The following is a 19,266-nucleotide window of genomic DNA, read 5'->3' on the forward strand; positions in this document are numbered from 1 at the left end:
GGCACGTACTGACAATTGGGGTGCGGCGGTGCGGTCGCGCGTCTGACGGGTGGTGTGTTGTCGGGCGGCCGCGGGTGCGTCGTGGCTGGTCGCGCAGTTCCCCGCGCCCCTGGAGGGCGACAGCCCTTCCCGGCATTTCTAGGCCGAGGCCAGTGGCGCGTCCGTCGGGGCTGATCGCGCCGTTCCCCTCGCCCCTGGAGGGCGTCGGTCCTCGCCGGTGCTTCCGAGGCGGGTCGAGTGCCGGTGCGTCGGGGCTGGGCGCGCAGTTCCCCGCGCCCCTGGAGGGCGTCGGTCCTTCCCGGCGTTCTTAGGCCGAGGCCAGTGGCGCGTCCGTCGGGGCTGATCGCGCCGTTCCCCGCGCCCCTGGAGGGCGACAGCCCTTCCCGGCATTGCTAAGCCGAGGCCGCGGGGCTGGTCGTGCCGTTCTCCGCGCCCCTGGAGGGCGTCGGTCCTTCCCGGTGTTTTTCAGGCCGAGGCCAGTGCCGGTTGCGTCCTGGGTTGGGTTGCCAGGGCCTGGTCGTAGCGGTGTAGGACCAGGTGGGCCATCGCCGGGTGGGTGCCCAGGGGGGCCGAGGCTATCCAGGGGGCCTTCTCCGCGCACTGGGTGGCGAAGAGGCCGGGGGCCGTGAAGTAGGAGGCGACGGCGACGCGGTGGCGGCCGCGGGCGGCGAGGGCGCGGAGGGCCGTGTCGACCGTCGGGGTGGCCGCGGTGGCGTAGGCGGGGACCACCGGCACGCCCAGACGCTGGGAGAGCAGGCGGGCGGTGCGGCCCGTGTCCACCGCCGACTCGGGGTCGCGGGAACCGGCCGCGGCGAGGACGACCGCGCTGGCACGGCGGGTGGCCTCGTCCATGCGGGTGCGCCAGCCGGCCTCGACGAGCCGGGCGTGCAGGGTGTCCACGAGGAGCGGGTGCGGGCCGAGCGGGGCGGCGATGCGGGTGCGGGCCAGGGCGGCCGCGGCCATCTCGGGGATGTCGCGCTTGACGTGGTAGCCGCGGCTGAGGAGCAGCGGCACCAAGACGGCCTCGCCGGTGCCGAGGGAGGCGAGGGTGTCCGGGAGCAGGGGCTCGTTCAGCTCGATGTGGCCGAGGCGCACGGGCAGCCCGGGGCGCAGTTCGCGCACGCGCTCCAGGAGCGTGTGGACCGTGTTCAGCGTGCGCGGGTCACGGCTGCCGTGGGCCACGACGACGAGCGCGGGCGGCTCGGGGCGCCGCCTGCCGTCGAGCGAGACGAGGCTGAGCTGGTTGGCGAGCTGGCTGCTGATCCGGTTCATGAGGTGCGCCGTACTGTCGAGGTCGGCCCCCGGGAGCGGCTGGGCGCCGGGGCGGGTCGTGGTCTTCTCGCGCGGAACGTTCGACTTTCTCGTCGCCGTCATGAACCGATGGTGGCGGCGCGAGGTTGCCGCCCCGTTGCACGGGAATGACGGGTTTTTTCCGGGGGTTCACGGTGGGGTACAGGGGGTGTGTGAGGTGGCTTGACCTGCGGTTTCGATGTACGGAGTGAAGGTGGTCACATAGGCGGGAGTGAACCGTCGGCCCCGGCGGGGCGTCTCTGACTGTCGACATGCCGACCGGGGAGGGACCGTCCGATGCGACTGCCGAAGCCGCGCAGACCACGCCTGCCGCGCACCCGTGCCGGGCAGCGCCGGCTGGTGCAGGCCGTGATGGCCGGGTGCGTGCTGGCGCTGCTGCCGGCGACCTGGATGTACACCGTGGCGGGCGACCGGCTGCGGACGGCCGCGGACGTGCCGCGCACCGAGGTCGCCGTGGTGTTCGGCGCCGGGCTGTGGGCCGGGGAGCCGTCGCCGTACCTGGCGCACCGCCTGGACGCGGCGGCGAGGCTGTACCGCGACAACCGGATCGAGGTGGTCCTCGTGACGGGTGACAACAGCCGCGAGGACTACGACGAGCCGGACGCCATGCGCGCGTACCTGACCCGGCACGGGGTGCCGGACGGACGGATCGTCAGCGACTACGCCGGCTTCGACACCTGGGACTCCTGTGTGCGCGCGAAGAAGATCTTCGGCGTGGACCGGGCGGTGCTGATCAGCCAGGGCTTCCACATCCGGCGGGCGGTCGCGCTGTGCCAGGCGGCGGGGGTGACGTCGTACGGCGTCGGGGTCGAGGCCAGGCATGACGCGACCTGGTACTACGGGGGCGCCCGGGAGATCTTCGCGGCGGGCAAGGCGGCCCTGGACGCGGTGTTCGAGCCGGACCCCCGGTTCCTCGGACCGAGGGAACCGGGGGTCACCGAGGCGCTCGCTAGCGGCCGGTGAAGCGCGGGGCGCGCTTCTCCAGGAACGCGGTCATGCCCTCCTTCTGGTCCTCCGTCGCGAACAGGGCGTGGAAGACCCGGCGTTCGAAGCGGACGCCGTCGCGCAGGCCGGTCTCCAGGGCCCGGTCGACGCACTCGCGGGCCGCCCTGACCGCCGTACGGCTGTAGGAGGCGACGGTCGCCGCCGCTTCGAGGGCCTCGGGCAGGACGCGCTCGTCGGGGACGACCCGGGAGACCAGGCCGGCGGCCTCCGCCTCGCGGGCGTCCATCGTGCGGCCGGTGAGGACGAGGTCCATCGCCTTGGCGCGGCCCACCAGACGGGTCAGGCGCTGGGTGCCGCCGATGCCCGGGATCACGCCGAGCTTGATCTCCGGCTGGCCGAAGACCGCCGATTCCCCCGCGATCACCAGGTCGCACATCATCGCCAGTTCGCAACCGCCGCCCAGGGCGTGCCCGGCCACGGCCGCGATCTTCGGGGTGCGGAGGTCCGCGAACTCCTCCCAGGCGGCGAAGTAGTCCTCGGCCGCCATCTCCACGGCCGTCTTCGACGCCATCTCCTTGATGTCGGCGCCCGCCGCGAAGATCCGCTCCGAGCCTGTGACGACGAGGCAACCGACCTCGGGGTCCGCGTCCAGCGGGCGCAGGGCGGCGAGGAGTTCGGCGAGGAGTTCGCCGCTCAGCGCGTTGCGGACGTGCGGGCGGTGCAGGCGTACGGTGACCACGCGGTCGTGCCGTTCGATCTTGATGGTGTCCATCGGTTTCCCCTCTCGGGTCTACGAGTCCCAGATCGCGCCGTACGCGGGAATCCCGCGCCGTTCCAGGCCGTGCACCACCTGCCAGGTGAGCTTCTTGTTGGAGATGCAGATCACCGCCTCCGCCCCGAAGTCGCGGTAGGCCTCGTAGGCGAGGCGCACCATGTCGGGTTTGCCGTCGCGGGAGGTGTCCCAGATGAGGGCGTGCGGCTGGACGGCGAGGATCTCGTCGACGAGGGCGTCGCCGTAGGTGGTGCGCGGGTCGCGGGTCGCCCAGACCAGGCGGGAGGGGACCTCGGCGGCGAGGAGGTGGGGCAGGCAGGGGCCGATGCCGCTGCCTGTCGCGACGTAGACGACCTTGGTGAAGAGGGTCTCGATGTTGGCGACACCGGCTGTGGTGATGCCCTTCACCCAGACCCGGGACGGCATGTCGTCGATGAACGAGCCCGTCCAGTCGCCGGCCCGGGAGATCGTGAGCCGGAAGCCGGACTCGCCGGGCGTCGGGACGTTGGCGAAGGAGTGCCATTCCTTCAGGGGGCTGCGGCTGACCGCCGTGGAGGAGCCGGCGAAGGGGGTCTCGCCGTGGTCGAAGCGGGCCAGGACCACGTGGGACGAGGGGCGTTCGACGCGTACGTCGACCTTGCGCAGCCGCAGCCAGGGCAGGGCGACGCTGAAGGTGACCACGGACAGGACCGTGAGCGGGACCGGCCCCGGCGTGGACAGCAGGGTGTGCGTCCAGAAGAGGGCCAGTGCCGTCCAGCCGCCGAAGCGGTGGATCTTCTCGAAGTGGTCGTGGTGGCGGGAGCGGAAGGCGGGCAGGGCGGTGGCGACGATGACGGCCAGGAGTGCCACCAGGGTCCAGCTCACCGCTGTCAGCGTGATGTCGCCGCCCTCCACGGTCACCGCGACCGTCAGCGCCAGGAACCAGCACGCGCCCGCGAGCGCCGCGCCCACGTGCAGTCCGCCGAAGTGGTAGACCTTGCCCAGCGTCCAGCGGACCCGCAGCGGCCAACGGGGCGACGGCCAAGTGGCGAGGCGGAACAGGAGGTTGATGACGTACTGCTGGCGGACGACGATCGCGAGGGCGAGGTTGGCGATCGAGGCGTGCCCCAGGGTCGGCGTCGACAGCGGCCAGCCGACGCCCAGGAACACCAGGTTGGCCAGGATCACCAGCGCCGCCAGGCGGTTGTGGTGCATCAGGCGCGGATGCTTGAGCAGGCGGCGGGCGGCGGGGAGCAGCGGGGGCAGCTCGACGGCCTCGACGGCCTCGCGGTCGAGTGAGGTCGTCATCGGGCCGCCTCCTGGAGAGCGGTCCGCTCCTCGGCCAGCCGCAGCAGCGCCTGCTTGTCGATCTTGCCGCGGTCGGTCACCGGGAGGAACGCGAGCGGCAGGACGTCCGAGGGCACGCAGTAGTAGGGCAGGGCATCCGCCACCGCGCGGCGGGCCACGTCCGGGTCGACGTCCGCCGGGCAGACGAAGGACACCAGGTTGCGCGCGTCCCTCCGCAACGTCACCGCGCGCCCGCAGCCCTCGACCGACTCCAGTACCGAGGAGACGGAGTCGAGTTCGACGCGGAAGCCCCGCACCTTGACCTGGTCGTCGGTGCGGCCGAGGTGTTCGAGTGTGCCGTCGGCGGTCCAGCGGCCCAGGTCGCGGGTGCGGAACATCCGGCGGTCGCCGCCGAGGAAGGGGTCGGGGGCGTAGCGCTCGGCGTTCAACCGGTCGTCGCCCAGGTAGCCGGCCGAGACGCAGTCGCCGCCCGCCCACATCTCGCCGACCTCGCCGACGGGCAGGGGCCTGCGGTCGGCGTCGAGGACGTAGACCGTGTTGTTGGGGGTGGGGCGGCCGATGGTCAGCAGCGGGTCGGCCGGGTCGTGACGGCCCATGGTGTTGACGATGGTCGTCTCGGTGGGGCCGCAGCAGTTGAAGAACGCCGCGCGGCGGGCCCAGCGGTCGGCGAGCGGGCGCGGGCAGGGTTCCCCCGCGACGGCGACCGTGTGGACGCGTGGGCAGGCGGCGGGGTCGACGCCGGACAGCACGGTCGGGGTGGCGATCAGCACGGTGGCCGTGCGGGCCGCCGCCGCGATGTCCCTGCCGCGGATGACGAGGGTGGCGCCGTGCGCGAGGCAGCCGAGGATCTCCCAGGCCGCCATGTCGAAGGCGACGTTGAGGAGCTGGGCCACGCGGTCGCCGGGGCGGATGCCGAGGCCGCCCGGCTGGGTGAGCAGGATGTTGGCGACGTTGCGGTGGGTGACCTTCACACCGTTGGGGCGGCCCGTGGTGCCGGAGGTGAACAGGACGTAGCAGCCGTCGTCGGGTCGGACGCGCGGGCGCGGGGCCCTGGGTTCACCGCCGGTGGCGCGGCGGGGGCCGGGCACGTACGGCAGCGGCTCGTCGAGGGCGATCACGCGGTGGCCGTCCGGCAGCGGAACGCGGTGGGCGTGTTCCGCGAGGGTGAGGACCACGCGGGTGCCGGCCGTGCGGACGACATGGGCGAGCTGGGACTCGGGCGCCAGGGCGACGTCCTGCGGGACGTAGGCGGCGCCCGCCTTCAGGATGCCGAGCAGGCCGACGACCATCGGGATCGAACGGCGGACGAAGAGTCCGACGTGGTCGCCGGGGCGTACGCCCTCACGGACGAGGCGGGCGGCGAGGGCTTCGGCGTACCGGTCGAGCTCGCCGTAGGTGATCGTCGCTCCGAGGTGCTCGGCGGCGACGGAGTGCGGCGCGGACGCGGCCCACCGGGCCACGGCGTGGTGGACGAAGGGGTCCGGGACGGCGACCGTGGGGCCATGGCCGTACCGCTGGAAAAGATGCCGGTCACGGGGGGTTAAATGGCGCAGGGGCATGTTGGGGGGACCTCCTGGCTGGCTGTTTCGATGAACGGCGGGCATGCCGGGTGTCGAACGCCGTACGGGGTCGCGCGCGGAGCCAGTGTGCAGGCCGGTCTTTCAACGCTCAACGAGGCGTGCTCGGCCAATCACGGAACGGAACGCGCCACATGTGACGCCTTTCACATCAACGGCAACTTCCGTACCCTCCGGCGGCGACTGAGTGCTGGGCAGGTGTGCGCCTCACGGCGGCGGACCGGCGACGGGGAGGTCGCCGTGCCGGGCGCGTAACAGGGAGCCCCCGTCCGCGTAACACGGTCGAAGCACGCTGGAGGACATGCAGAACTCCGCCACGCCCACGCACTGCCCGTACTGCGCCCTGCAGTGCGGGATGAACCTGACCCCCGCTCCGGACGGGACCGTCGAGGTCAGCGAGCGCGCGGACTTCCCGGTGAACCGGGGCGCGCTGTGCGGCAAGGGCCGTACCGCGCCGGCGGTGCTGTCGTCCCGGGTCCGACTGACCTCCCCGCTGGTGCGCTCCGAGGGCACGCTGGTGCCCGCCTCCTGGGACGAGGCACTCGACCGGATCGCCGAGGGGCTGTCCCGGACGCGCGCGGAGCACGGCCCGGACGCGTGCGGGGTCTTCGGCGGAGGCGGGCTCACCAACGAGAAGGCGTACACGCTCGGCAAGTTCGCGCGCGTGGTGCTGGGCACCTCGCAGATCGACTACAACGGCCGCTTCTGCATGTCGTCCGCGGCGGCCGCCGGCATCAAGGCCTTCGGCCTCGACCGGGGTCTGCCCTTCCCGCTGGAGGACATCCCGAAGTCGGGCTGCGTGATCCTGGTCGGGTCCAACCTCGCGGAGACCATGCCGCCGTCCCTGCGGTTCTTCAACGAGCTGCGGGAGAACGGCGGCACGCTGATCGTCATCGACCCGCGCCGCACGAAGACCGCCGAGCAGGCCGACCTGCATCTGGCGCCCCGGCCGGGCACCGACCTGGCGCTGGCGCTCGGGCTGCTGCACCTGGTCGTCGCCGAGGGACGGGTCGACGAGGAGTTCGTCCGTGAGCGGACCGTCGGCTGGGAGGACGCCCGGGCCGCCGCGATGGCGCACTGGCCGGAGTACGTGGAACGGATCACGGGGGTGTCCGTTCCGCAACTCCGCGAGACCGTACGGATGTTCTGCGAGCCGGAGTCCGCGATGGTGCTCACCGCCCGCGGACCCGAGCAGCAGTCCAAGGGCACCGACACGGTGGGCGCCTGGATCAACCTGTGCCTGGCGACCGGCAGGGCCGGGCGCCCGCTGTCCGGCTACGGCTGCCTGACCGGGCAGGGCAACGGACAGGGCGGGCGCGAACACGGCCAGAAGGCCGACCAGTTGCCCGGCTACCGCAAGCTGGACGACCCCGCCGCGCGACGGCATGTCGCCGAGGTGTGGGGCGTGGACCCGGACAGCCTTCCCGGCCCCGGGCGCAGTGCGTACGAACTGCTGGACGCGCTGGGTACGGACATCAGGTCCCTGCTGCTGATGGCGTCCAACCCGGTCGTGTCGGCGCCGCGCGCCGCGCACGTCGAGGAGCGCATCAGGTCGCTGGACTTCCTGGCCGTGTGCGACGTCGTGCTGTCGGAGACCGCCGCCCTCGCGGACGTCGTCCTGCCGGTCACCCAGTGGGCGGAGGAGACGGGCACCACCACGAACCTGGAGGGCAGGGTGCTGCTGCGCAGGCAGGCCATCACCCCGCCCGAGGGCATCCGCAGCGACCTGGAAGTGATGCGCGAACTGGCCGACCGGCTCGGCGTAGAGAAGGGCTTCCCGACCGACCCCGAGGAGGTCTTCGAGGAGCTGCGCCGGGCGAGCGCGGGCGGACCCGCGGACTACTCCGGGATCACCTACCGCAGGCTGGCGGAGGAGAACGGCGTCTTCTGGCCGTGCCCGGCGAACGAGTTGGCCGGCGCCGCGAACGACGTGGCCGGCACGACGAACGATGCGGCCGGCACGACGAATGACGTGGCCGGCGCCGCGAACGACGTGGCCGGCGCCGCAACCCACGCGGCCCGCGCCGCGAATGACCTGGCGGGCACAGCCAACGCCCCGGCAGACACCGCGAACGACCCGGCGGGCGCCACCCCGGGCGCCCCCGGCGGCGACGGTCCCGCGCCGGCCGGTGACCTCGGCGACGCACACCCCGGCACTCCCCGGCTCTTCCTCGACCGGTTCGCCACCCCGGACGGCCGGGCCCGGTTCGTCGCCGTCTCACACCGGGCGATCGCCGAGGAGCCCGACGACGACTACCCCGTGCTGCTGACCACCGGCCGGGTCGTGGCGCAGTACCAGTCCGGCGCCCAGACCCGGCGCGTCGACGAGCTGAACGCCGCCGCGCCCGGCCCGTTCGTGGAGCTGCATCCCCGGCTGGCGGAACAGCTGGGCGCCGGGGAGGGGGACCCGATCGCCGTCGTGTCCCGGCGCGGACGCGCGGTCGCGCCCGCCAGGATCACGACCGGCATCCGGCCCGACACCGTCTTCATGCCGTTCCACTGGCCGGGTGAGGGCCGCGCCAACACCCTGACCAACCCGGCCCTCGACCCGACCTCCCGCATGCCGGAGTTCAAGGCGTGCGCGGTCCGCCTGGAGGCCGTGCGCGGGTGAACGGGGGCCGGACGACCGGCCCGACCGTCACCGCCGTGCCGGCTGGGCCCGTCCGTGCCGGCTCGGCCCGCCGTCCGGCTCGGCCCGCCGTCATGCCCGCTTCAGCCGCGCACCAGCCAGTCGCCGCTCCCGATGGGTGTCCCACGGGCGCGCAGGCGTGCGGCCACTGAGGGCGCGGCGACGTACACCCACGCCCGCACGGCCCGCCCCTCTCCCCCGAGGGTCACCTCGCACTCCACGCGTTCGTAGAGGTTGCGCGGATCGCCCGGCACGTACTCCTCCAGGCGGTCCAGCGCGGCCAGCAACTCCCCGTACGCCTCGGGCAGTGCGGTGACGACCTCGCCGTGGACCACTCCCCCGCGTCCCCACACCGCGTAGGGATAGCCGGGCCCGTCGTACAGCACCGCGCCGACGAGCCGGCCGGGCTCCTCGGACCGGGTGCGACCGCGCAGGAAGAGGCCGTGATTGGCCTCGCCGGGGCGGAGGGTGCCGTAGACGAAGAAGGGCAGTTTCCGGTCGCTCACAGAAACGATTCTCACCCCTCACACACCTCCCCATTCGCTCCATGGACACGACATGTCGGGGGCACCTTGAATCGTCGTCAAGATCCTTGTCGCCGCACGCCCCCCACCTGCGCACGCCCCCACCTGCGCACGCCCATGCCCCCACCTGCGCATGCCCACCTTCCCCGGTTGCGCCCGCCCCACTGCGCACGCCCCCCACACCGCACGCCTTTCAGGCGTCCTCCCTAGGAGACCGATGAGCCGTATACGGCCGTACGCCCGAGGTTCCCGCCGTCTCGCCACCACCTCAGTCGCCGCCACCACCGCCACCCTGCTGGCCGCCGCGCTCACCCCCACCGCCGCCGCGGCCGACCGGCCCACCCGGGCCTCCGCCATCGAGAACGCGGCGGCGGCGCTCGTGCACCGGGCCGCGGCGCTGGGTCTCACCGACGCGCAGGGCACGGCCGTCCGGGACGTGGTCGTCGACGCGGACGGCACACAGCACATCCGCTACGACCGTACGTACCGCCATCTTCCGGTCCTGGGCGGCGACTTCGTCGTCCACCTGGCGCCCGACGGCAGCTACCGCGGCGCCGACCAGGCCACCCGGGGCGCGCTCTCCCTCGCGAGCGTCACCCCGAAGCTCGCCGCCCCCAAGGCCGCCGACCTGGCGGCCGCCGCGCTGCGCGCCGCCAACCTCGGTGAGACCCTGCGACGGATCACCGCCAAGCCGCAGCTGGTCGTCGACGTGCTGCACGGTGCGCCGAAGCTGGTGTGGCAGACCGACGCGGTGGCGCAGGACTCCCTCGGCAACCCGGTCGCGCGGACCATCCTCACGGACGCCGGCACGGGCACCGAGATCGACGCCTGGGACACCATCGAGACGGCCTCCGGCGACGGCAAGTCCCTGTACGGCGGCACGGTTCCGCTGCGGACGACGCTGTCGGGATCGACGTACCAGCTGAAGGACGCGACGCGCGGGAACACGTACACCGGTGACGCGGCCAACCAGAACGACCTGTGCCTGCTGACCGTCTGCCTGAGCCGGGCGCCCTCGACGGTGTTCACCGACGGGGACAACCACTGGGGCACCGGCACGGCCGCCGACCGCGCGACGGTGGCGGTGGACGCGCAGTACGGCACGGACGTGACGTGGGACTACTACAAGAACGTCCACGGCCGTAACGGCATCGCGGACGACGGCAAGGGGTCCTACAACCGGGTGCACTACGGGACGCGGTACAACAACGCCTTCTGGGACGACAGTTGCTTCTGCATGACGTACGGCGACGGTGACGGGACGCAGCTCGGTCCGCTGGTGTCGCTGGACGTGGCCGGCCACGAGATGTCGCACGGTGTGACGTCGAAGACGGCGGCGCTGACGTACTCGGGCGAGTCCGGCGGTCTGAACGAGGCCACCTCCGACATCTTCGGCACGCTGGTCGAGTTCCACGCCGCCAACAAGTCCGACCCCGGCGACTACCTGATCGGCGAGAAGGTCGTCCGCTCCGGCTTCGGGCGGGAAGCCCTGCGCTACATGGACAAGCCGTCCAAGGACGGGGCGTCCGCGGACTGCTGGACCGCGGGCCTGGGCGACCTCGACGTCCACTACTCCTCCGGCGTCGCCAACCACTTCGCGTTCCTCCTCGCGGAGGGCAGCGGCACCCGTACGGTGAACGGCGTCGGCTACAACTCGCCCACCTGCGACGGCTCTTCGGTCACCGGAATCGGCCGGGGCAAGCTGGGAGCGATCTGGTACCGCGCCCTGACCGTCTACATGACGTCCTCCACCGACTACGCGGGCGCCCGCAAGGCCACGCTGAGCGCGGCGAGGGACCTGTACGGGGCCGACAGCGCGGAGACCGACGCGGTGGCGGCGGCCTGGAGTGCGGTCGACGTGGGGTGAGCCGGGTCGACGCGTGAGGCGCCCCGCCTCCGCGGACGCTGTCGGCTGACGCAGACGTGGAGCCCGGTGCGAGTCGACGCTCGCACCGGGCTCCCCCGTCCCAGGCCCGTGGTCGCGGAACAGCGTCCCCAGCTCGTCCCGGACCCGGATCGCCAGACTCCTCTTCGGGAAGGCGGCCCCGCCACCCGCACGGTCAGAGATATCGTCAACAATTGGTTGTGGTCATTCAGACGGCGCACTCGCGGTCGTCCTGGTCACCCGTTCACACGCTCGCCCCGCACCCTTCGGGTTCTTTTCCGGGTACGCCACCGGCACGCCGGTGACCTGCCGAAACGCCGTCCACACCTCTGGGGTTCCCCCCGATCTGACACCCATTCACCACATTTCTGACGCTCTCTCAGGAAGCGGTCTCGGCGCGGTGCCACTTACCTCGGAAGGGCAGCCCACCGAAGTGCACCGCTGAGCTCGAGGGAGCATCGATGCGACGTACCGCCCGTCTGCTGTCCGGTACCGCGTTCGCCGTCGCCGTGGTCGGCGTCGGTGCCGTACCCGCGTACGGCGGCAGCGCCGGCCTCCCGGCGGCCCACCTCCGGGGCCCCTCGGCCGGGGGTCTGGAGGTCTACCCGACCTCCGTGGTGCCGGGCGGGCAGGTCACGGTGAACACGGCGGACTGCGGGGACGGCGGCACGGCGGCGGGCGACGCCAGCGCGGTGGGCGCCGGGGCGTTCACGCTGGCGCCCAGCACGCACGAGGGCGACGCGATCGGGCAGTTCCAGGTGCCGCCGAGTGCGCAGCCGGGGACGTACGAGATCGTCGCGACCTGCGCGGAGGGCGGCAGGCGGGTCACGGGCGACCTGGTCGTCACGCTGACGTCCGCGCGCGCGTGGGTGCATCCGCGCGGAAGTGTGAAGACGGGGGTCGGCGGCGCCCTGGGCCCCGATCCCGTGCAGACCGCGGCCGGCGTGGCGGCTCTCGCCGTCGCCGCCGCGGGCGGTACCTGGCTCCTGCATCGCCGGGCGAGAGGCGACGGGATCTGACGGACACCCTCCGCTGTCCGTCCGCCGGTACCGCACACCCCTCCCCCTCCGGGTCCGACGCCCCTCGCGGCCCGGAGGGGGAACGGGGCCGAGCTCTCCTGAAGAGGAACCGCCATGCCCAGGTTCGGCAACGCCGCGATAGCGGCGGTCACCGTCGCGTCCCTGTGCTCCGGTGCGTGGCTGCTGCGCAGCGGCGCCGAGACGCACGCACCGCCGCAGCCGTCCGCGGCCGAGGCCCGCGTCGACCCGCGCGCCCAGCGGTCCGCCGCGCCCGCGCTGCCGCCCTCCCCGCCGGACCGGATCCGCATCCCCTCGATCCGGGTGGACGCTCCGCTGACGGGCCTCGGCCTCACCGCGACCGGCAGCCTCGACGTCCCGCCCGCCGCGCGGAAGAACCTCGCCGGCTGGTACGAGGCGGGCACCACCCCCGGCGAGATCGGCACCGCGATCGTCGCCGGCCACGTCGACAACGCCGATGGCCCCGCCGTCTTCTACGGCCTCGGCGCGCTGAAGAAGGGCGCGGCCGTCGAGATCGACCGGCGTGACGGGGGCGTCGCCGTCTTCACCGTGGACGCGGTCGAGGTGTACGACGCGCGGGCCTTCCCCGACGCGAAGGTGTACGGCGCGTCCGCACGGCCCGAGCTACGGGTGATCACCTGCGGCGGGGGGTACTCCCGGTCGACCGGATACCAGGGGAACGTGGTGGTCTTCGCGCACCTCACCGGGAGCCGGTGACGCCGCGGCGGGAGGCGCCCGGCGCGGTAGCGTGGCGATCATGGTGGGGTGGGCTGTCCGGCCGGCGTCGGCGGCGGACGTGGAGGCGGTGGCCGAGCTGCGTGCCGTGGTGCTGCGGGCGGATCTGGAACGGCTCGGGCGCTACGACGAGCAGCGCGTGCGGCAACGGCTGCGCGACGGGTTCGACCCGGCCTGCACCTGGGTGATCGAGGTGGGCGGCGCGTTCGCGGGCCGCGTGGCGTTGCGGCCGGCCGCGGACGCGCACTGGCTGGAGCACTTCTACCTGGCCCCCGAGCTGCAGGGCGGCGGTGTCGGTTCGGGCGTGCTGCGCGGGCTGCTGGAGCGGTGTGACCGCGCCGGCGTCCTGGTCCGGCTGAACGTGCTGCACGGCAGCCCCGCCCGACGGCTCTACGAGCGCCACGGCTTCACCACGGAGACCGAGGACCCGGTGGACGTGTTCATGGTCCGCAAACCGGCGTGAGCGGGGACGCGGCCCTGTGCGCCAGCCGACCTGAGCGGGAACACGACCCCGCCACACGAACCGGCGAGACCGCAAACACGACCCCGGCACCCGAACCGGTCCGAGCCCGCCCGGGACCTGCGCGCGCTGCCTCCTTCAGCGCGCGCGGGCCCCAGGGCAGGCGACGGGCACCGCCGCGCGCCCGCCGCGCGCGCCCCCTGTGCCGACGCCGGCGATGGCGATGGCCTCGTCGGCCCACGGTCCGTACGCGCCCCGGGATGCTCGCCCGGAGCCGGCGGATGAGCACCGAAACCGGCACCGGCCCGCCGGCCCGCCGCCGTGCCCACCCCCATCCCGTCCCCCGTCCTCACCCCGTCCCACCGCCGGGACTGGATACATGCAGCGTCCACCGACAAGTCAGGACGGAGAGCCCGGGCCGCCCCGGACCGGGTCCGCGGCCCCGCCTCACACCGCGCACCCGGCGCCCGCCCCGAACCCTCACACCCACCCCCCGCCCCCGCTGAGGGCAGCGTTCCTCGCGGGAAACAGAGGTGATGCCACCGGGTAACACCGACCACGCACGCTCCTGGACATGACCTCGAATACGCGTGTGGTGGTGATCGGCGCCGGGCTCGCGGGCGTCCGTCTCGCCCGGCGGCTCGGTGAGCTCGGCGTGAGCGTGACCCTCGTCGGCGACGAGGAGCACCGGCCCTACAACCGGGTGCTCCTCGCCGAAGTGCTGGCCGGCCGCTACAGCCCCGACGTGATCGCCCTCCCGGCGCCCGCGGAGCTGACGCGTGCCCGGGTCACCGGCGTCGACCGGGCCGGCCGGACCGTGGAGTGCGCGGACGGTTCCAAGATCGCATACGACACGCTGGTCCTGGCCACCGGCTCCAACCCCGTACTCCCGCCCCTGCGCGGCCTGTTCACCCCCGACCACGAACTGCCCGAGGGTGTGCACGCCTTCCGCACGATGGACGACTGTCTGGGCCTGTCCAAGGCGGTCCGGCCGGGCGCGAAGGCCGTCGTCATCGGCGGCGGCCTGCTCGGGGTGTCCGCGGCCCGCGCGCTCGCCCTTCGCGGCGCCCAGGTCGTCCTCGCCCAGCAGTCCGAGCGGCTCATGGAGCGGCAGCTCGACCCGGCCGCCTCCCGACTGGTCCGGCGGCACCTGGGGGACCTCGGTGTCGAGGTCCACACCGACCTCCGCGTCCGTGACGTGCGCTGCGTCAACGGCGCGGTCCGTTCGGTCGAGATGGCCGACGGATACGCCCTGGACGCCGACCTCGTCGTCCTGGCCTGCGGGGTCCACCCGCGTGTGGGTCTCGCCCGGGTCGCCGGGCTCGACGTCCGCAAGGGCATCGTCGTCGACGACGAGCTCCGTACGTCCGACCCGCACATCCGGGCCGTCGGGGACTGCGTCCAGCACGACGGCACGGTGTACGGACTCGCCACCCCGGCGCTCGAACAGGCCGACGTGCTCGCCGAGTTGCTGGCGAGCGAGGCGGGCGTCACCGGCAACCGCGAGGCCCGTTACACCGGCACCCGTTCGCTGACCCGGCTCACGCTGGCCGGGCAGAGCGCCTTCGACCTCGCCGCGTTCGGCGAGACGGAGCCGCTTCCGGGGGACGACGTAGTCCAGCTCACCGACGCCACCCGTGGCACCTACCGCAAGGTCGTCGTCCGCGACGACCGCCTGGTCGGCGGAGTCCTCGTCGGCGAACTCGGCACCGTCGGCGCGCTCGCCCGCGCCTGGGAGGGAGCAGAGCCGCTCCCGTCCGACGGCGGCCCCCTGCTCCACCTGCTCACCAATGATGGAGGCTCCTGATGTCCACGACCCCCACGATCGTGCTCGTCGGCCACGGCATGGTCGGCCAGCGCTTCCTCGAAGCGCTCGCCGAGCGCGGCCTGACCGCCACGCACCGCGTGGTCGTGCTGTGCGAGGAGCCGCGTCCCGCGTACGACCGCGTAGCACTCACCTCGTACTTCTCGGGCAAGACGCCCGAGGACCTCTCCATGACCGACATGGAGTTCATCAAGGACCACGGCATCGAGCTGTACGTCGGTGACCCGGCGGAGACGATCGACCGCGAGGCGCGCCGGGTGACCTCCCGCTCGGGCCTGGTCGTCGACTACGACGTCCTGGTGCTCGCCACCGGCTCCTACCCCTTCGTCCCGCCCGTCCCCCACAAGGACGCCGAGGGCTGCTTCGTCTACCGCACGATCGACGACCTGCTCGCCATCGAGGAGTACGCCAAGACCCGCTCCACCGGCGCGGTGGTCGGCGGCGGGCTGCTCGGACTCGAGGCGGCCGGCGCCCTGAAGGGTCTCGGACTCACCTCCCACATCGTGGAGTTCGCGCCCCGACTGATGCCCGTCCAGGTCGACGAGGGCGGCGGCGCGGCCCTCCTGCGCACCATCGAGGAGATGGGCCTGTCCGTCCACACGGGCGTGGGCACGCAGGAGATCGTGGTCGACGAGTCCGGCGCGGTCACCGGCATGAAGCTGTCCGACGGTTCCGAACTCGCCACCGACCTGGTGGTGTTCTCCGCCGGTGTCCGCCCCCGCGACCAGCTGGCCCGCGACTGCGGTCTGACGGTCGGAGAGCGCGGCGGCATCACCGTCGACGCACAGTGCCGCACCGTCTCCGACCCGCACGTCTTCGCGATCGGCGAGTGCGCGCTGGCCTCCGACGGCCGGGTGTACGGCCTGGTCGCCCCCGGTTACGAGCAGGCGGAGACGGCGGCCGCGACGATCGCCGAGGACGAGGCGGAGTTCACCGGCGCCGACCTCTCCACCAAGCTGAAGCTGCTCGGCGTGGACGTGGCGTCCTTCGGCGACGCGCACGGCACGACCGACGACTGCCTGGACGTCGTCTACTCCGACTCCCGCGCGGGCCTGTACAAGAAGCTGGTCATCGGCCGCGACGGCACGCTGCTCGGCGGCATCCTGGTCGGCGACGCGGACGCGTACGGCACGCTGAAGGCCTTCACCGGCTCGATCCCGCCGGTGTCGCCCGAGTCGCTGGTCCTGCCGGCCGGCGCCGGGGAGTCCGTCCAGCTCGGCCCGTCCGCGCTGCCGGACGAGGCGATCATCTGCTCCTGCCACAACGTGTCCAAGGGCGCGATCCGCGGCGCGGTCACCGACCACCAGTGCACGACCGTGCCCGAGGTGAAGAAGTGCACCAAGGCCGGTACCGGCTGCGGCAGTTGCGTCAAGGTCCTCGGCCAGCTGGTCACCGCCGAGCTGGAGGCGAGCGGCGTCGAGGTCGACAAGGGCCTGTGCGCCTGCTTCGGGCAGACCCGCGAGGAGCTGTACGAGATCGTCCTCGCCCTGCGCATCAACACCTACCAAGACCTCCTCGACCGCTACGGCCGCGACGGTGCCCGGGGCGGCGACGGCTGCGACATCTGCAAGCCGGCGGTCGGCTCGATCATCGCCTCCCTCGCCCCGACCATCGGCGCGAGCGGCTACGTCCTGGACGGTGAGCAGGCGGCGCTGCAGGAGACCAACGACCACTTCCTGGCCAACCTCCAGAAGAACGGCTCGTACTCGGTCGTCCCCCGCATCCCCGGCGGTGAGATCACCCCCGAGGGCCTCATCGTGATCGGTGAGATCGCCCGCGACTTCGGTCTCTACACGAAGATCACCGGCGGCCAGCGGATCGACATGTTCGGCGCCCGCGTCGAGCAGCTCCCGCTCATCTGGACCCGGTTGGTGGACGCCGGCTTCGAGTCCGGCCACGCCTACGGCAAGTCCCTGCGCACGGTGAAGTCCTGTGTCGGCCAGACCTGGTGCCGCTACGGCGTCCAGGACTCGGTCCGCATGGCGATCGACCTGGAGCTGCGCTACCGGGGCCTCAGGTCCCCGCACAAGCTGAAGTCGGCGGTGTCGGGCTGCGCCCGCGAGTGCGCCGAGGCCCAGTCGAAGGACTTCGGCGTCATCGCCACCTCCAACGGCTGGAACCTGTACGTCGGCGGCAACGGCGGCGCCACCCCGCGCCACGCGGACCTGCTCGCCCAGGACCTGACGGACGCCGAACTGATCAAACTGATCGACCGGTTCCTGATGTTCTACATCCGCACCGCCGACCGTCTGGAGCGCACCTCCACCTGGCTGGAGCGGATCCCCGGCGGCCTGGACCACGTCCGGGACGTCGTGGTGGAGGACTCCCTCGGCATCTGCGAGGAGCTGGAGTCCCTGATGACGGCCCACGTCGCGCACTACGCCGACGAGTGGGCGACCACCATCAACGACCCCGAGAAGCTCTCCCGGTTCGTGTCCTTCGTGAACGCACCCGACACCCCCGACCCGGTCGTCGGCTTCGTCCCCGAGCGCGACCAGATCAAGCCCGACCTGCCGTTGCTGTCCATCGGCATGCGGCCCACCGGAAACGCGGCAGACGTCCTGGAAGGAAGCGCCCAGCGATGACACTGGCACCCGAGACGACCGACCTGAAGGTCCAGCTCCTGCTCGCCGAGGAGTGGTTCACGGTCTGCGACCTGAGCCTGCTGCTGCCGGGCCGCGGCGTGGCGGCACTGCTGCCCGACGGCCGCCAGGTGGCCGTGTTCCGCGACCGCGCCGGCTCCCTGTACGCCGTCGACAACCGCGACCCGTTCAGCGGCGCGGCAGTCCTCTCCCGCGGCCTGCTCGGCGCCCAGCAGGGCCGGCCGTTCGTCGCCTCTCCGCTGCTGAAGCAGCGCTTCGACCTGGAGTCGGGGCAGTGCCTGGACGACGAGTCGGTGCGGATCGCCACCTACGAGGTCCGCGCCTCGTAAGAAGTGTTCTCGATCGACCGTTCCAACCGAATCCAGGCTCGGTCCGTGCCCAGGACCAAGGAGTTCGATCCCGAGGCCGCGCTCCAGACAGCTCTTGAGCTGTTCTGGCGGCGCGGCTTCGTGGCGACGTCGACGGCGGACCTGGTCGAGCACCTGGGCATCGGACGCGCCAGCATATACGCGACCTTCGGCAACAAGCACGAGCTGTACCTGAAGGCACTCCAGCGCTACCAGGAGCAGCTGCCGGACCTGCTGCGGGAACTGTCCCAGCCGGGCCCCGTGCTGCCCGCGGTGACGGGCCGCAGCCGTCCTCCACCTGGCCTCGGACGCCGCCGCCTCGACGGCGGGCACCGACCTGGTGGTGGACGGCGGCGCGACGGCCTGATCGCGCGCCCTCACCCCCGCAGCCGGTCGTAGGTGACGCCGGTCAGCTTCTCCGACGCGGCCCAAAGCCGTTGCCCGGCCGTGTCGTCGCGCGTCCAGGGCGCCCGCCAGGAGGATCCCGGCGTCCCGCGCCACATCACGAAGGCCGGGCCGGTGAAGGAGTCGGGGCGTACGCCGGGCGCGGTCGCGGCGTGCAGGGTGGGCAGGGCGCCCGCCTCGGCGGACTGGGCGAAGAAGCGGTTGCCGATCCTCATGAACCGCTCGGTGGCCCGGCGACCGGACATGCGGGGTCCCGCGGTCTGGAGGTTGGTGGCGGCGTACCCGGGGTGGGCCGCCGCCGCGACGACGTCGGAGCCGTGGGCGGCCAGTCTGCGCGCCAGTTCGTGCGTGAAGAGCAGGTTGGCGGACTTGGAGCGCGCATAGGCGGTCCAACGCCGGTACCCGCGCTCGCTGTTGAGGTCGGTGATGTCGATGTTGGCCAGCGCGTGCGCCGTGCTGGAGACGGTCACGACGCGCGCACCGGGCGTGGCGAGCAGCGTGGGCAGCAGCAGCCCGGTGAGCGCGAAGTGCCCGAGGTGGTTGACGCCGAACTGCGTCTCGAACCCGTCCACGGTCGTGCCGTACGGCAGCGCCATCACGCCCGCGTTGTTCACGAGCAGGTCGAGCCGGTCGTAGGGAAGGTCGGCCGCGAACTGCCGTACGGAGGCGAGGTCCCCGAGGTCGAGGCGTCTGAACTCCACATGGGCGCCGGGCACTTCGGTGGCCATCCGGTCGCCGGCCTCGACAGCGCGGGCCTCGCTCCGGCAGGCCAGCACGACCCGGGCGCCCCGCCGCGCCAGTTCTCGCGCGGTGACGTAACCGATGCCGCTGTTGGCCCCGGTGACGACGGCGGTTCGGCCGTCCTGATCGGGGATGTCCTTCTCTCTCCAGCCGACCATGGCCGACCTCCCTCAGCCGACGGGT

General features: G+C 72.9%; 15 protein-coding genes and 1 pseudogene. 10 read left to right on the top strand and 6 right to left on the bottom strand.

Translation table 11 applies throughout. The features are described 5' to 3' along the window. Window positions 1–465: 465 nt before the first annotated feature. Entirely contained in the window at window positions 466–1,272 is an 807-nt protein-coding gene (locus tag AQJ84_RS12055) for a sirohydrochlorin chelatase (protein WP_053190603.1), read from the bottom strand. Window positions 1,273–1,587: 315 nt separating this feature from the next. Here AQJ84_RS12055 and AQJ84_RS12060 point away from each other — a divergent pair, with 315 nt between their 5' ends. Beyond that, window positions 1,588–2,274: a SanA/YdcF family protein gene (locus AQJ84_RS12060; protein ID WP_030043097.1), complete on the top strand. Its 687-nt coding sequence runs from the start codon at window positions 1,588–1,590 to the stop codon at window positions 2,272–2,274. Here AQJ84_RS12060 and AQJ84_RS12065 read toward each other — a convergent pair. The 3 genes from AQJ84_RS12065 to AQJ84_RS12075 are packed head-to-tail and all read right to left on the bottom strand — an operon-like array spanning window position 2,261 to window position 5,874. Next, window positions 2,261–3,028, bottom strand: a complete 768-nt coding sequence (locus AQJ84_RS12065; RefSeq protein WP_030043096.1) for an enoyl-CoA hydratase-related protein — start codon at window positions 3,026–3,028, stop codon at window positions 2,261–2,263. The genes AQJ84_RS12060 and AQJ84_RS12065 overlap by 14 nt on opposite strands. Window positions 3,029–3,046: 18 nt before the next feature. Continuing rightward, complete coding sequence (locus AQJ84_RS12070) at window positions 3,047–4,315, bottom strand: ferredoxin reductase domain-containing protein (protein WP_053190576.1); 1,269 nt, start codon at window positions 4,313–4,315, stop codon at window positions 3,047–3,049. After that, the gene (locus AQJ84_RS12075) at window positions 4,312–5,874 is read right to left on the bottom strand and encodes an amino acid adenylation domain-containing protein (RefSeq protein WP_053190574.1); all 1,563 of its coding nucleotides are present in this window, start codon (window positions 5,872–5,874) and stop codon (window positions 4,312–4,314) included. The genes AQJ84_RS12070 and AQJ84_RS12075 overlap by 4 nt, the downstream gene beginning before the upstream one ends. 319 nt (window positions 5,875–6,193) lie before the next feature. On the opposite strand from AQJ84_RS12075, the gene AQJ84_RS12080 reads away from it, so the two are divergent. Beyond that, window positions 6,194–8,503 (top strand): molybdopterin oxidoreductase family protein, encoded by a 2,310-nt coding sequence (locus tag AQJ84_RS12080; protein WP_030043091.1) that lies wholly within the window; start codon window positions 6,194–6,196, stop codon window positions 8,501–8,503. 101 nt (window positions 8,504–8,604) lie between these two features. Here AQJ84_RS12080 and AQJ84_RS12085 read toward each other — a convergent pair whose 3' ends face one another. Then, the gene (locus AQJ84_RS12085) at window positions 8,605–9,036 is read right to left on the bottom strand and encodes a gamma-glutamylcyclotransferase family protein (RefSeq protein WP_053190601.1); all 432 of its coding nucleotides are present in this window, start codon (window positions 9,034–9,036) and stop codon (window positions 8,605–8,607) included. Window positions 9,037–9,262: 226 nt separating this feature from the next. Here AQJ84_RS12085 and AQJ84_RS12090 point away from each other — a divergent pair, with 226 nt between their 5' ends. From AQJ84_RS12090 to AQJ84_RS12125, 8 genes and pseudogenes are all read left to right on the top strand, one after another. After that, window positions 9,263–10,912 carry a M4 family metallopeptidase gene (locus AQJ84_RS12090; protein ID WP_030043089.1) on the top strand — a complete coding sequence of 550 codons (1,650 nt, stop codon included), beginning with the start codon at window positions 9,263–9,265 and terminating at the stop codon, window positions 10,910–10,912. 479 nt (window positions 10,913–11,391) lie between these two features. After that, entirely contained in the window at window positions 11,392–11,949 is a 558-nt protein-coding gene (locus tag AQJ84_RS12095) for a hypothetical protein (protein ID WP_030043088.1), read from the top strand. 114 nt (window positions 11,950–12,063) lie between these two features. Next, window positions 12,064–12,684: a class F sortase gene (locus AQJ84_RS12100; protein ID WP_030043087.1), complete on the top strand. Its 621-nt coding sequence runs from the start codon at window positions 12,064–12,066 to the stop codon at window positions 12,682–12,684. A 40-nt stretch (window positions 12,685–12,724) separates the two neighbouring features. Further along, window positions 12,725–13,165, top strand: a complete 441-nt coding sequence (locus AQJ84_RS12105) for a GNAT family N-acetyltransferase (RefSeq protein ID WP_030043086.1) — start codon at window positions 12,725–12,727, stop codon at window positions 13,163–13,165. A gap of 571 nt (window positions 13,166–13,736) precedes the next feature. Beyond that, window positions 13,737–14,969, top strand: a complete 1,233-nt coding sequence (locus tag AQJ84_RS12110; protein ID WP_030043085.1) for an NAD(P)/FAD-dependent oxidoreductase — start codon at window positions 13,737–13,739, stop codon at window positions 14,967–14,969. Then, window positions 14,969–17,572: a nitrite reductase large subunit NirB gene (gene nirB / locus AQJ84_RS12115; RefSeq protein WP_053190571.1), complete on the top strand. Its 2,604-nt coding sequence runs from the start codon at window positions 14,969–14,971 to the stop codon at window positions 17,570–17,572. The genes AQJ84_RS12110 and nirB overlap by 1 nt, the downstream gene beginning before the upstream one ends. Beyond that, on the top strand, window positions 17,569–17,919 hold the full coding sequence (gene nirD, locus AQJ84_RS12120) for a nitrite reductase small subunit NirD (RefSeq protein WP_030043082.1): 351 nt from the start codon (window positions 17,569–17,571) through the stop codon (window positions 17,917–17,919). Before nirB ends, nirD begins: the two co-directional genes overlap by 4 nt. A 45-nt stretch (window positions 17,920–17,964) precedes the next feature. Further along, a pseudogene (locus AQJ84_RS12125) lies at window positions 17,965–18,213 on the top strand (TetR/AcrR family transcriptional regulator); the annotation flags it as partial. 101 nt (window positions 18,214–18,314) lie between these two features. On the opposite strand, the gene AQJ84_RS12130 reads toward AQJ84_RS12125, so the two are convergent. Then, window positions 18,315–19,241, bottom strand: a complete 927-nt coding sequence (locus AQJ84_RS12130; RefSeq protein ID WP_030043080.1) for an oxidoreductase — start codon at window positions 19,239–19,241, stop codon at window positions 18,315–18,317. Window positions 19,242–19,266: the final 25 nt, after the last annotated feature.

This window comes from Streptomyces resistomycificus (assembly GCF_001514265.1).
GTDB lineage: Bacteria > Actinomycetota > Actinomycetes > Streptomycetales > Streptomycetaceae > Streptomyces > Streptomyces resistomycificus.